Source organism: Mycobacterium sp. IS-1264 (assembly GCF_001954195.1).
Taxonomy (GTDB): domain Bacteria; phylum Actinomycetota; class Actinomycetes; order Mycobacteriales; family Mycobacteriaceae; genus Mycobacterium.
This window is the reverse complement of sequence record NZ_MBES01000010.1, coordinates 1-13,352: the sequence shown is the minus strand read 5'-3', so window position 1 is coordinate 13,352 and position 13,352 is coordinate 1. Positions and strand designations below refer to the sequence as shown.

Annotated in this window: 11 protein-coding genes; 7 read left to right on the top strand and 4 right to left on the bottom strand. The window is 68.2% G+C overall.

Features of this window, described 5'->3' with window-relative positions; translation table 11 throughout:
• Positions 1–23: 23 nt before the first annotated feature.
• The 4 genes from A5744_RS01960 to A5744_RS01945 all read left to right on the top strand — a co-directional run bounded on the left by A5744_RS01960 (position 24) and on the right by A5744_RS01945 (position 7,458).
• Positions 24–1,379, top strand: coding sequence for a hypothetical protein (locus tag A5744_RS01960; RefSeq protein WP_076058147.1), 1,356 nt, complete (start codon positions 24–26; stop codon positions 1,377–1,379).
• Positions 1,380–1,399: 20 nt separating this feature from the next.
• Positions 1,400–2,764, top strand: coding sequence for a hypothetical protein (locus A5744_RS01955; RefSeq protein ID WP_076057924.1), 1,365 nt, complete (start codon positions 1,400–1,402; stop codon positions 2,762–2,764).
• Positions 2,765–2,792: 28 nt separating this feature from the next.
• Positions 2,793–4,157: a hypothetical protein gene (locus A5744_RS01950; protein ID WP_076057923.1), complete on the top strand. Its 1,365-nt coding sequence runs from the start codon at positions 2,793–2,795 to the stop codon at positions 4,155–4,157.
• A 127-nt stretch (positions 4,158–4,284) separates the two neighbouring features.
• Entirely contained in the window at positions 4,285–7,458 is a 3,174-nt protein-coding gene (locus A5744_RS01945) for an RND family transporter (RefSeq protein ID WP_083679176.1), read from the top strand.
• Here the strand turns inward: A5744_RS01945 and A5744_RS01940 are convergent.
• The 4 genes from A5744_RS01940 to A5744_RS01925 all read right to left on the bottom strand — a co-directional run bounded on the left by A5744_RS01940 (position 7,373) and on the right by A5744_RS01925 (position 11,655).
• The gene (locus A5744_RS01940) at positions 7,373–8,053 is read right to left on the bottom strand and encodes a response regulator (RefSeq protein ID WP_076057922.1); all 681 of its coding nucleotides are present in this window, start codon (positions 8,051–8,053) and stop codon (positions 7,373–7,375) included. The genes A5744_RS01945 and A5744_RS01940 overlap by 86 nt on opposite strands.
• Complete coding sequence (locus A5744_RS01935; RefSeq protein WP_083679175.1) at positions 8,035–9,720, bottom strand: ATP-binding protein; 1,686 nt, start codon at positions 9,718–9,720, stop codon at positions 8,035–8,037. The genes A5744_RS01940 and A5744_RS01935 overlap by 19 nt, the downstream gene beginning before the upstream one ends.
• Positions 9,721–9,785: 65 nt before the next feature.
• Positions 9,786–10,607, bottom strand: a complete 822-nt coding sequence (locus A5744_RS01930) for an alpha/beta hydrolase (protein ID WP_076057921.1) — start codon at positions 10,605–10,607, stop codon at positions 9,786–9,788.
• A gap of 43 nt (positions 10,608–10,650) precedes the next feature.
• On the bottom strand, positions 10,651–11,655 hold the full coding sequence (locus tag A5744_RS01925) for a cation diffusion facilitator family transporter (protein ID WP_076057920.1): 1,005 nt from the start codon (positions 11,653–11,655) through the stop codon (positions 10,651–10,653).
• A 62-nt stretch (positions 11,656–11,717) separates the two neighbouring features.
• On the opposite strand from A5744_RS01925, the gene A5744_RS01920 reads away from it, so the two are divergent.
• The 3 genes from A5744_RS01920 to A5744_RS24860 form a co-directional block, all read left to right on the top strand.
• Positions 11,718–12,617 carry an NAD(P)-dependent oxidoreductase gene (locus A5744_RS01920; RefSeq protein WP_076057919.1) on the top strand — a complete coding sequence of 300 codons (900 nt, stop codon included), beginning with the start codon at positions 11,718–11,720 and terminating at the stop codon, positions 12,615–12,617.
• Positions 12,618–12,663: 46 nt separating this feature from the next.
• Entirely contained in the window at positions 12,664–13,110 is a 447-nt protein-coding gene (locus A5744_RS01915; protein ID WP_076058143.1) for a helix-turn-helix transcriptional regulator, read from the top strand.
• Positions 13,111–13,115: 5 nt separating this feature from the next.
• Positions 13,116–13,352 (top strand): VOC family protein (locus A5744_RS24860; protein WP_240562932.1); only part of this gene is annotated, 237 nt, incomplete at its 3' end.

Genomic DNA, 13,352 nt, shown 5'->3' with positions numbered 1-13,352 from the left:
AACGACGGAAGGACCGCAGCGAAATGAACAACGTACTCGACCTCTACGACCAGACCGTATTTCTCGGCGAGCGAGCGACCGCGACCACCAACCTGCTGCAGTGCGTGTGGGTGTACAACCGCGCGCCCGACATCGAAGGCCTGCGCCGCTTCCATCGCAACCTGCTGCGCGGGCGGTTGTCCCGCCGCATCGAAACCTCGCCCCTTCCGTTCGGTCGGCACCGCTGGGTGTTGTCGAGCCGGCAGTCCGACCTTGAGATCGTCGAAATGCCGTGGCCGCGCGAGGAATTCGACGCCTGGCTGGCAGAGCAGGCCAACACCCCACTGGACGCCGAGCACGGGCCCGGCTGGCACCTCGCGGTGCTTCCGTTCACCGATGGCGGCGCCGGGGTGAGCTTCGTGATCACCCACTGCCTAACTGACGGTGTCGGACTGTGCGAGGCGTTGTCTGACGCGGCCACCGACCGGCGCGACCCGGTGAGCTGGCCGGCCGCGGGGTCGCGCCGGCGCTGGCAGGCATTGTGGGAGGACGCCCGCCAGACCGCGAGCGACGTCCCCGCGATGGGCCGGGCCGCCGTCGCCGCGGCGCGCTTTGCGCGACGTGACCGCGGTGGCAGCGCCGCATCGCCGGCGACGCCGGCACTGCCCGCGGGGGCGGACGAACCGGCGACGCTACGGTCGCACACCGTGTTCGTCGATGCCGACGAATGGGACGCCCGCGCACATGCCCTCGGCGGGACCAGCAACACCCTGCTCGCCGGGTTGGCGGCCCGGCTTGCCCAGCGGGTGGGACGGCTGGCCGCGGACGGCTCCGTCGCCCTGACGCTGCCGGTCAACGAGCGCACGGAGGGCGACACCCGCGCCAACGCCATCACGAACGTCGACTTCACCGTCGATCCTGCGGCGCCGTCGACGGACCTGCGCGGGATCCGCGCCACGGTCAAGCGCGCGCTGGTCGGCTCTAACTCCGAGCCCAACGAGCGGTTCACCCTGCTGCCCCTGGCGCCGCTGCTGCCGCACTGGCTGGTCCGTCGATTGGTCAGCGTCTCCGCGGGCAGCGCCACGAGCGTCGTTTCGTCCAACCTCGGTGTCGTCAACCCGGACGCCAACCGGCCGGACGGCACGCAGGCCGACCAATTCGTCATGAGGTCCCTCGGCCCGGGTGTGACCAAGGCGGTCATGCACCGGCTGGGCGGACTGCTGGTGTTGCTGTCAGGGCGGACGCAGGGCCGGGTGTTTGTTTCCGTCCTCGCCTATGAGCCCGGCCAGCCGAACGCCGACGACGACCTGCGGCGCAACCTGTCGGGCGCGCTCGGTGACTTCTCACTCACCGCCACCACCGGCTGGTCGGATTCCCCATTTCACAAGCTGACAGTCTGAGCGAAAGGTTCTGCAGGACAATGAGTAACGTATTAGATTTCATCGACCAGACATTCTTTCTCGGTGAGCGGGCGACCGGAGTCACGTCGGTCCTGCAGTGCGTCTGGGTGTACGAAAGCGGGGTCGACACCGACGGCCTGCGCAAGTTCAACCAGTGCCTGCAACGGGGCCGGTTGTCGCGGCGCATCGAACGTTCACCCCTGCCGTTCGGCCGCCATCGCTGGGTTTCCCCCCCGAGTCAGTCCGACGTCGAGGTCGCCGGAACACCGCGGCCGCGTGAGCAATTCGATGCCTGGCTCGTCGAACAAGCCAACTCGCCGATCGACGCCGAGCACGGACCCGGATGGCGCCTGGCGGCTCTGCCGTTCACCGACGGCGGCGCCGGGGTGAGCCTGGTCGTCACCCACTGCCTGACCGACGGCGTCGGGCTCTGCGAGGCGCTAGCGGACGCGGCGGCCGGCCGCGAGAACCCTGTCAGGTGGTCGTCCGCCGGGTCGCGCCGGCGGTGGCGGGCCTGGTGGCAAGACGCCCGGCAAACCGCGCGCGACCTGCCGGCGGTCGGCCGCGCCGCCGTCGCCACCGTCCGATTCGCTCGCCGCAACGGCGGCGGTGCCGCGACTCCCCATGCCGGACAACGCGCTTCGAAGGCTGGAGCCGGTGAGCGCATCGCGCTGCCGATGGCGACCATCTTCGTCGACGCCTGCGAGTGGGACGCGCGTGCGGCCGCCCTCGGCGGAACCAGCAACACGCTGCTCGCCGCGTTCGCGGCGCGGCTCGCCCAGCGGCTGGGCCGCGTCGCGAGCGACGGCTCGGTCACGGTGGGCATGCCGGTCAACGAGCGCGCCGCCTGCGACACCCGCGCCAACGCCGTCACGAGCGCTGAGTTCGCGGTCGACCCCACACCGGCGGCGACCGACCTGCGTGAGATCCGCGCCGCGACAAAGCAAGCGCTGATCCGCCATCGGGAGGTGCCCGACGAGAGGACGGCGCTGCTGCCGCTGACCCCCTTCGTGCCCCGGTGGCTGGTCCGGCAGATGATCGGGATGGCTGCCGCCAGGGGCGCCGGGGTCGTTTCCTCCAACCTCGGCGGGATCGACCCCGCCGCCAACCGCCCGGACGGCAGCGACGCGAACCACTTTGCCATCAAGGGCTACAACGTGGGGGCGACCACGTCGATCATGGACCGCACCGGGGGCATCCTGGCGTTGCTGTCGGGAAGAGCACGGGGACGGGTCTTCGTCTCGGCCCTGGCGTATCAGCCGAATCGCATGAACTCGAACGAGGTGCTGCGGCAGGACATTTCGAGCGTTCTGCGGGACTTTTCGCTCTCTGCGACGTCCGATTGGACAGCCACGTCGCCCGAAATGTACGGCCTGCCCGCGTAGCGACTACACCCAGAGGGGACCCAGGAAGATGAGCAACGTACTGGATTTGATGGACCAGACCGCGTTCGCCGGCGAGCGAGCGACCGGGACCACCAACCTGCTGCAGTGTGTCTGGGTGTACAACCGCGCGCCCGACATCGACGGCTTGCGCAGGTTTCACCGCAATCTGCAGCGGGGACGGTTGTCGCGCCGCATCGAACGCTCCGCCCTGCCGTTCGGCCGGCACCGCTGGGTCTCGCCGCGCGGCCAGTCCCAGCTGGAGATCGTGCCGGCGCCGCGCCCACGGGACGAATTCGATGCCTGGCTGGATGAGCAGGCCGACACGCGTCTCGATGCCGAGCGCGGGCCCGGCTGGCACCTTGCGGTGCTCCCGTTCACCGACGGCGGCGCGGGCGTGAGTTTCGTTATCTCACATACCCTTATCGACGGCATCGGGCTGTGCGAGGCGTTGGCGGACGCGGCCGCCGGTTACCGCGACCCGATCAGCTGGCCCGCCGCCGGGTCGCGGGAGCGCTGGCGGGCGCTGCGGGAAGATGCCCGCCAGACCGCGCGGGACATCCCGGCGATGGCGCGCGCCGTCGTTGCCGCGGCACGGTTCGCACGGGACAACCGCGGCGACGTTTCCGGCGCGGCGGCGCTCAGCCGTCCGCTCGCGCCGTCGGCCGGAGCCGACGAACGCATCACGCCCGCGAAGGCAACGATCTTTGTCGACGCCGCGGAGTGGGACGCCCGCGCCCGCGCTCTCGGCGGAACCAGCAACGCATTGCTAGGGGGACTGGCGGCGCGCCTCGCCCAGCGGGCGGGGCGAGTCGCCCGGAACGGCATGGTCACGTTGGCGATACCCGTCAACGAGCGCGTCGACGGCGACACTCGCGCCAACGCCATCACGAGCGCCGACATCACGGTCGACCCTGCGGCCGCCGCGACGGACCTCACCGAGATCCGTTCCTCGATCAAGCGAGCGCTGATCCGCCACCGGGAGGTGCCCGACGAGCGGCTGGCACTGCTGCCCCTGGCTCCGCTGTTGCCGCGGTGGCTGATTAGGCGAATGGTCAGCGTGGCCCTCGGCGGCGCGACGACCAGCGGATCGTCCAACCTCGGTGGGGTGAACGCCGCCGCCAACCGGCCCGACGGGACGGCCGCGGACCACTTCGCCATGAAGTCGCTGTGCCCGGGCGCCACCAAGGCGACGGTACAGCCAACCGGGGGCCTGCTCGGGTTGCTCTCGGGACGGGTGCAGGGACAGATATTCGTCTCGATCTGTGCGTATCAGGCCGAGCGGCGGAACTCGAATGACCAGTTACGCGAGCAACTTTCGAGCGTCCTGAACGAACTGTCCCTGTCGGCCACCATCGGCTGGCCGTGCCCCGAGCCGGTTGCCGACACCCTCTGAGCACAACGCGCAAAACCGGGGAATCGCGGCTAATGGCGACTATCGCCGACAAGCGAGACCCCGCGCTGAGGCCGCCATAGGTTCGATCTATCGAAGACGGTCCTACACACCATAGAGGGGTCTCACCATGTTCAAGCCTGCCGCCGCAACCAACGCCGCCGGCGCTTCGGCCCCCGCGACGGGTGTGTTCGGGGGACTAGGGCTCCTCGTTGTGCGCGCGCCCTGGCTCATCATCGCCGCCTGGGCCGCGGTGGTTGCCGTGTTGGCGGTGGCGTTCCCTCCCCTGACCAAGGTCGTGGAAAGCAAGCCCCTACAGCCGTTTCCGCCCCAGGCGATGGCGGCTGCCGACCAGATGGCCAAGGATTTCGGTGAGTCCGCACAGAACATCCTGGTCGTGGTGCTGACCGACAACCGGGGTCTGCAGCCCGTCGACGAGCAGACCTACGCCAAGCTGGCGGCCACGTTGCGCGGCGACGCCCGCGACGTGAGCGGCGTACACGACGTCGTGACCACCCCCGCGCTGCGTCCACTGATGGCCAGCGCGGACAACAAGGCGTCCTACATGGCGGTGAGTCTGCGGGCGCCGGCCGGGACTCCGGAGTCCACGCGGGCATACCAGCGGATCATGGAGATCGCCAAGCGTTCCACCGCGGGGTCGACGCTGACCGCGGAGCTGACCGGCCAGGGCGCCATGGCCGGCGACCTGACCATCGTCAGCACCCGCGACATGCACATGATCGAAACGGTCACCGCGTTGCTGGTACTGGCCATCCTGCTGGTGATCTACCGGCGGCCGGTCATGGTGGCGGTGGTGCTGATAGTCCTCGGTATTTCGGTCACGTCGGCGCAGGGAGCGGTGTCGGCGCTAGCGCAGGCCGGGCTTGGGGTGTCCTCGCTGACGATCGCGTTGATGACGGCCATGATCTTCGGCGCTGGCACCGACTATGCGGTGTTCCTGATCAGCCGTTACCACGAGTACATCCGGTCGGGGATGAACTCCGATGTGGCCGTGCAGAAGGCGCTGAGTTCGATCGGTGAGGTCATCGCGGCATCGGCGGCCACCGTCGCCGTCACGTTCCTGGGCATGGTGTTCACCCGACTGCCCGCGTTCACGAGTATTGGTCCGGCGCTTGCCGTTTCGGTCGGGATGGCGTTTGTCGCCGCCGTCACGCTGTTGCCCGCCATGCTCGTGCTCACCGGCCGGCGCGGTTGGGTGAAGCCACGACCGCCGCTCACTGGCCGCATGTGGCAGCGCTCAGCCGTTCAGCTGGTGCGCCGGCCGAAGGCACACCTGCTGGCCAGCGTGTCGGTGCTCATCGTGCTGGCGAGCTGCGCGGCGTTCCTGCGGCCGAGCTTCAACGACCGCCTGCAGTTGCCGCAGTCGTCGCCCAGCAACGTGGGCTACTCGACGATGGCAGCTCACTTTTCGACGAGCACGCTGCTGCCGGAGTACATCTACGTCCGGTCGCCGCACGACCTGCGGACGTCGCGGGCTCTGGCCGACCTGGACCAGATGGCGCAACGCGTTTCGCAGCTGCCCGACATCGCCGCGGTGCGCGGCATCACGCGGCCTACCGGGCAGCCGCTGGATCAGGCCAAGCTCAGCAACGAAGCCGGCACGGTCGGCTCCAAGCTCCAGGACGCGTCGACCCAGATCAGCGACCGGACCAGCGACCTCGACGCGCTCACCAACGGCGCCGACCAACTAGCGGCCAGCCTCGCCGAAGTTCGCGACCATGTCCGCGCCGCCAGCGGGCCGATGACCCGGCTCGCTGCGACGGTGGGCCAGGCGCAGCAGCAGCTCGGCGCGGCGGCCACCGTCCTGGACAACGTCCGTCAGCTGGCGAACGGGTCCATTGCGACGCTCACAAACAGCGTCGCCGCGGCCGCGGCCCCGATGCTCGGTGGTTCGATCCCGCGCCCCTCGGTTGACGCCATCCAGGCGGCGGTGCAGAACCTGACCGGACTCTTGGCCACGACATCGAACAGCCTGCGGGCGGCGGGCGGCAGCACCGCCGGCATGTCGCAGAAGATCGGAGCCATGCAGGCGGCCGCCGACCAACTGGCCGACGGGAGCCGCCGGCTGGCCGTTGGCGTGCGCACTCTCGTCGAGCAGACCAAGAAGATGGGCTTGGGCATGAGCCAGGCGGCCGACTTGCTGCTGTCGATGAAGCGCGACGCCACGACGCCTTCCATGGCCGGCCTGTACATCCCGCCGCAGGTGATCACCTCCGACGACTTCAAAAACGCAGCCAAGATGTTCATCTCACCCGACGGCCACGCGGTGCGCTACATGGTCGAGACGAAGTTCGACCCGTTCAGCACCGCCGCGATGAACCAGGTCGAGTCGGTCCTGGACACCGCGCGCGGGGCGCAACCGAACACCACGCTGTCGGACGCGACAATCTCGATGGTCGGCATGACCCCGATGTACACCACGCTGCGCAGCTACTACAACAATGACTTTCGGTTGATCGTCATTATGACGCTGCTCGTCGTGTTCGTCATCCTGGTGATCTTGCTGCGGGCGCTCGTGGCCCCGCTGTATCTGATTGCCTCCGTGGTGATCTCGTACCTCTCGGCGGTGGGGCTGGGTGTCGTCTTCTTCCAGTTCGTGCTCCACCAGGCGATCAGCTGGAACGTGCAGGCGACCGCGTTCATCGTGCTGGTGGCCGTCGGCGCCGACTACAACCTGTTGTTGATCACGCGCATTCGCGAAGAGTCACGCTTCGGCATCCGATCCGGCATCATCCGCGCCGTGCGTTCGACGGGTGGTGTCATCACGTCTGCCGGCATCATCTTCGCCGCCTCGATGTTCGGCATGCTGACCGGCAGCCTGTCGACCATGGTGCAAACGGGGTTCATCATCGGCATGGGCTTGTTGATCGACACCTTCGTGGTCCGCACGGTCACGGTGCCGGCCCTGGCCGCTCTGGTAGGGAAGGCCAACTGGTGGCCTGCCAGGCCGGCCAAGGTCGCCAAGCCGGCGAAAGCCGTCCCCGCTGCCACCGGGCCCGCCCCCGCGGCGCTCACCTGCATCCACGGCGACATGCCGCATGCCTTGGTGGCCAGCAACATTCGCCGCTCGGCGGCCCGGCGCCGGCGGGCGCTGGCCCAGCAGGACGCACGGGCTCGTCGCGCGTCGATCGCCGGCGCCGGGCCACTCGCCCGGCGAGCCTGCGCCTGGGGCGTCGAGCCTGCGCGCGAATCGCCGCTCAGCGCAGGGGACGCGCCGACTTGGCGTTGGCGGCGAATTCCTGCTCCGGGCGGCCCGTCGTGCCGTAGCGCAACCCGACGGTGACGTCACCGTCACCGGCCAGCGCCGCCAGATACCGCTGGGCTGTTGCCCGCGAGATCCCGATGGCCGCGGAAACCTCCGCCGCCGACTTGGGCTTCTCTGATACGCGCAACGCTTGCAGCACAAGCTGTTTGGTGGATGAAGCCGCGATGGTGGCCTGCGCAGGGGGAGCGATCCTGGGGCGCAGGGCGTCCAGCGCCGCATCCACGTCGCTCGCGGTGAGGTTTTGGCCGGCCAGGATCTTGCGGTAGCGCGCGTAGCCGGCCAGGCGCGCGGCCAGCTCGGTGGTTGCGAACGGTTTGACAAGGTAGTTCACCGCACCCGCCGACATCGCGGCGCGGATCGTGGCCGCCTCGGTTGCCGCCGTCAAAACGATGCTGTCGCAATGCAATTCACGGATGAAGTCGATGCCGGACCCGTCGGGCAGGTAGACGTCGACCAGCGCGAGGTCGACGGCGGGCGCGTTCCGGGCCGCCTCGAGCGTGTTCACGGTGGCCGTCACCGTGAAGCCAGGTAGCGTGTTGACGACCTCGGCGTGCAGGTTGGCGACGCGGAAGTCGTCATCGACCACCAGGACGGTCAGCTCTGCGTCACCCATTGCGCCTCCTCAACCATCACGCCCGGGAGCCGGGCCATGAACTCCGCGCCGCCCAGCGGCGCCTCCGGATTGCCCGCACTGGCCAGCCACAGGTCGCCCCCGAGGGCGCGGCTGATCTGCCGCGACAGCGCAAGGCCGATCCCGCGGCCGCCCGGTATACCGGAGTCCGGCTTCGTGGTCCGGCCCTCGGTGAACAGATCCTCGACGAAGTCTGGCGCCACGCCGTCGCCGCTATCGGCCACCGTGATGTGCAGCGTCGAACCATCTTGCAGCAGTTCGACTTCCACCTCGTTGGTCTCGTTGTCGCTCAACCGAACCGCGTCGATCGCGTTGTCCAGCAGATTGCCCACGACGGTGGTGACGTCGACTGGCAGCACGAGCCGGCCGGGCACCCAGGTGTTCTCGCCGATCGTCAGCGTCACGCCGGCCTCGCGTGCGGCCGCGGCCTTGGCGGCCAAGAATGCCTGCAGGTAGGCATCGCGGATGGAGTCGATACCGGGTAGCGCGGACCCAAGCGGTCCCGATCCGAGCAGTTCTTCCAGGTATTGCAGTCCCTCGTCGACGTGACCGCCATGCAACAGGCCGTTCAGTAAGTGCAGACGGTTGGCGAACTCGTGGCGTTGTGCGCGTAACACCGTGCTCATGACCTGCACGGCGTCGAGCTGCCGGGTCAGCGATTCGACGTCGGTTCGGTCCCGCACCACCAGAACCGTTCCCAGCTCGCGTCCTTCGCGCACCACCGGCCGAGCCGAGACCACGACGATGCGTTCGCCGACGGTGGCCAACGTGGGTGCCGAATCGGCGGAACTCAACACGTCGAGCACTCGCGGGGTCAGGCCGATCTGGTCAATGGGTCGGCCCGTTTCGTTGCCGATCTCGAGCAGCCGGCACGCCTCGTCGTTGATGAACGTGGTTTGTCCGGATGTGTCCACCGCTAGCACACCCTCGCCGATGCCCTGCAGCACCGCCGCCTGACTGCGTACCAGCTCGGTAATCTCGGCCGGCCGCAAACCCAGCGTCAGCCCTCGCCACCGCCGGGCAAGGGCCAACGAAGCGCCCGCGCCGATCAGCAGGAGAACGCCTCCCATCGCGCCCAGCACCTGCAGATTTTTCGAAAATTGATCGTCGAAGGCCTTCGTGGAGATGCCGACGATGACCACACCCAACACCCGATTGGAACCCGGCTCGAACACCGGGACTTTCGCAACGATTGCGCGTCCGAAAACGGTGTCGTCATGCGACGTCATCTCCTGCCCGGCCAACGGAGTCGCGATGTCGGCGAGGACATGATGGGCCAACCTGTCGCGCTGCGGAGACGCGACCCTGATGCCGGCTGCATTGGCCACCACGACGAACAACACGTGGGTGCGCTGTTCAACCCGTGACGCGACGCCTTGGATCGGACCCCCCGCCAGTTCGCCAACCACTTCCGGGCTCGGGGTCAACGGTGCAGCGTCGTAGCGCGCGATGTTCGTGACCACCGTCGGCGATGAGGCGACGACGCGGGCGATATCGGTGGCATGGACGTGGTATTGGCTGTCCAGGCGCTGGCGGTTGAATAGGGCAAAGAGCACGAACGCGATGATCAACGCCAGCGTCACCACGACGAGCTGCAACACCAATACCTGGGTGGCGAGTCGCAAGTCGATGCGACCCTTGGCGGCCATGAGGGGACCGTACCACCGAGCTGAGCAGAATGCGCAAAAGTCGGGCGGGCGGGCGCCGGCTTGATTTACAGATGAGCCAAAAGCCGCGCGGCGAACACCTCGGGATGCTCCCGGTGCATGAAATGCCCGCCCGCGACCTCCTCAACGATGTACTCGTTGTCGAACATCCGGGCGGCGGATCGATAGTCCGAGGGCTCGACGACCGGATCGTCGAGTCCCGCGAAGACGACCGTCGGCACCGTGATCCGCGCCCGCAGCGACGCGCTGGGGATGGGGGAGAGCTTGCGGTAATAGCCGAATGCCGCGTCCAAGCTCGCCCGGTTGGAAAAGCACGCGCGCACGGCGTCGAACTCTTCGGGATCGGGGTTCCATGTTGGCGACCAGCGCCGGTAGATGGCGGGTAGGGCCGCAAAGTCGTTGCGCGCGAAGCGGTTCGACGCTCCCGGCAGCTTGTACGCCACGAAGTGACGAGCGCCCCAAAGCTTCTTCGGTGACGGCTTGAGCGTCGCCGGATGTGGAATGGCCACGACGATTAGCTTCGTCACCCGCTCCGGGCCCAGCGCCGCCGCGCCGTACGCGGCCGAGGCACCCCAGTCGTGCCCGATGACGATCGCGTCGCGTGCGCCTAGCGCGTCGATCAGCGCAAGCGGGTCACGCGCCAGGGTCTCTTGGTCGGTGTCGCGATCCGGGATAGCGCTGGGGTGATAGCCGCGCAGGAACGGGCTGACCGCGCGGTAGCCGCTGGCGGCGATGCGCGGTCGAAGATCGTCCCACGTGTGCGCCGTATCCGGAAACCCGTGCAGCATCAGCACAAGAGGCCCGGAACCCTCCTCGAGATAGCCGAACTTCAGCCCATTCGCCTCGACGAAACGGATCGTTGTGGCCATGGCCTCTGGACACTACGCCGTTTAGTGGCCGTTTACTGGCCGCTTAGTGCTCGGCGGGATAGGCGTGGATCAGCGCGCTGGTGAGTTTCGGGACGGCATGCGTCAGTTCGTGTTCGGCGTCGTGGGCGATGCGATGCGCCTGCGCCAGATCGAGATCGGGATCGACGTCCAGTTCGGCATCGGCGTGCAGGCGGTGGCCGATCCAGCGCATCCGCACACTGCGCACCGCGTGCACCCCGGGGCGGGCCGCCAACGCGTGTTCGGCGGCGTCGACCAGCGCGGGGTCCACGCCGTCGAGTAGACGACGGAACACGTCGCGTGCCGCCGTGCGCAGTACGGCCAGGATCGCCACGGTGATGACCAGGCCGACGATCGGGTCCGCCAGCGGGAACCCAAGCGCGACACCGCCGGCCGAGCACAGCACCGCTAGGGAAGTCAGCCCGTCGGTGCGTGCATGTAAGCCGTCAGCGACCAACGCGGCCGAGCCCAGCCGGCGCCCGACCCTCATCCGATAGAGGGCCACCGATTCGTTTCCGACGAACCCGATCAGCCCCGCCAGCGCCACCCATCCGATGTGCCCGATCGGTTCGGGATGGGTCAGCCGCACGACGGCTTGGTACCCGGCGACGATCGCCGACAGCGTGATCGTCGCGACCACGAACAAACCGGCCAGATCCTCCGCTCGCCCGAACCCGTATGTGTAGCGGCGCGTGGCGGCCTTGGTGCCCAACGCGAACGCCATCCACAACGGCACCGCAGTGAGGGCGTCGGAGAAGTTGTGGACGGTGTCGGCGGCCAGTGCAACGGATCCGGAAACCATGACGATGGCGAGCTGGGCGGTCGCGGTCAGCCCGAGTACCACCAGGCTGATCTTGACCGCCCGGATCCCCGCGACGCTGGATTCCAGGGCATCGTCAATGCTGTCGGCGGCGCCGTGAGAATGCGGGGCGAAGATCTCCCTGATCGCCCCACGCAGACCCCTCGAATGGTCGTGGTCGTGGTCATGGTCATGGGGGTCGACATGGGCAATACAGCTATCTGCATGCATACGCAAATAGTAGGCATTGACTCTGGCGTCCCGCCACCCGACGGTCGCCTACCATTTTGCGCATGCGCGGCGAGAAAATCCTCATCACCGGTCCCACCGGGCAGGTGGCCAGTCCCATTGCCCAGGCCCTGGCGGTCGACAACGAGGTTTGGGGCATCGCGCGGTTCACCAATGCCGCGGCCCGTGAAGCACTCGAGAAATCCGGCGTGCGGTGCGAGACCGTCAACCTGGCGGCTGGAGACTTCGCCGCGATCCCGTCCGACTTCGACTACGTCCTCAATTTGGCCGTCGCCAAGAGCGGCGACTGGGACAAGGATCTGGGAGCCAACGCGGAGTCCGTCGGTCTGCTGATGGCCCACTGCCGCAACGCGAAAGGATTTCTGCACTGCTCGTCGGCGGCCGTCTACGACCCGCCCGACGACGAACCGCGCACCGAGCGCGCCGCCCTGGGCGACAACCACAAACCGTTGTTCCCGACCTATTCAATCTCCAAGATCGCCGGGGAGGTCGTCGCCCGGACGATGGCGCGCGCGCTCGGCATTCCCACCACCATCGCGCGGCTCAACGTCCCATACGGCGACAACGGCGGGTGGCCGTTCTACCACATGGAGATGATCCTGGCCGGTATCCCGATCCCCGTCCCGCCCGGCGGTCCCGCCCGCTACAACCCGATCCACGAGGACGACATCATTGCGACCATTCCGAAGCTGCTCGAAGCGGCGTCGGTTCCGGCGACCACGGTCAACTGGTGTGGCGATCAAGCCGTCAGCCTCCAGGAGTGGTGTGGTTACCTCGGCTCGCTGGTCGGCAAGGAGCCGGTTTTCGACGAGAGCGCCCAGGCGCTGCGCGGCAATCCCACCGACGTGACGCAGATGCACGAATTGATCGGGGGCACGACGGTGGACTGGCGCGACGGGCTTCGCCGGATGGCGACCAAGTTCCATCCGGAGCTGGTGGCGTAGACACTCGCCGAGCACCGACGTGGCCGGACGTGGCACCATCGCCCAGGTGACCGACAGCTCGGCCGAGCAGCGCCTGCGCGACCTCGCTCGGTTGCGTCGCGTCCGCGACCGCATCGACCGTGACTACGCGCAGCCCCTCAACGTCGAGGCGCTCGCAAGAGGGGTACACATGTCCGCCGGGCACCTCAGCCGCGAGTTCCGGCGCGCCTACGGGGAGTCGCCGTACTCGTATCTGATGACGCGGCGCATCGAACGCGCCATGGCGTTGCTGCGCCGCGGCGACCTCAGCGTCACCGAAGTCTGTTACGCGGTCGGCTGCTCCTCGCTCGGGACCTTCAGCACTCGGTTCACCGAGCTTGTCGGCATGCCGCCCAGCGCTTATCGGGAACTCACGACGGGCGGGACGGCCAGCCTGCCGCCATGCGTGGAAAAACAGGTCACCAGACCGATCAGGAATCGAGAAGCGCCCGCCGCAGACGCCCACCTAGCCTGACGGTCATGGACGTCACCATTCATTCGAGCTTCCTTCCGCACGACGACCCCGAAGCATCGCTCGCCTTCTATCGCGACACCCTCGGCTTCGAGGTCCGCCTCGATGTCGGAAAGGGAAAGATGCGCTGGATCACCGTTGGCCCCCCCCCCCCCCCCCGGCCGCAAGAAGTGCGGGACCCGCCCCGCGGCCACCCCCGCCAAAACCGCGCCCCGCGCCGCCCCCCAACCCGAAAAGATGGCGAA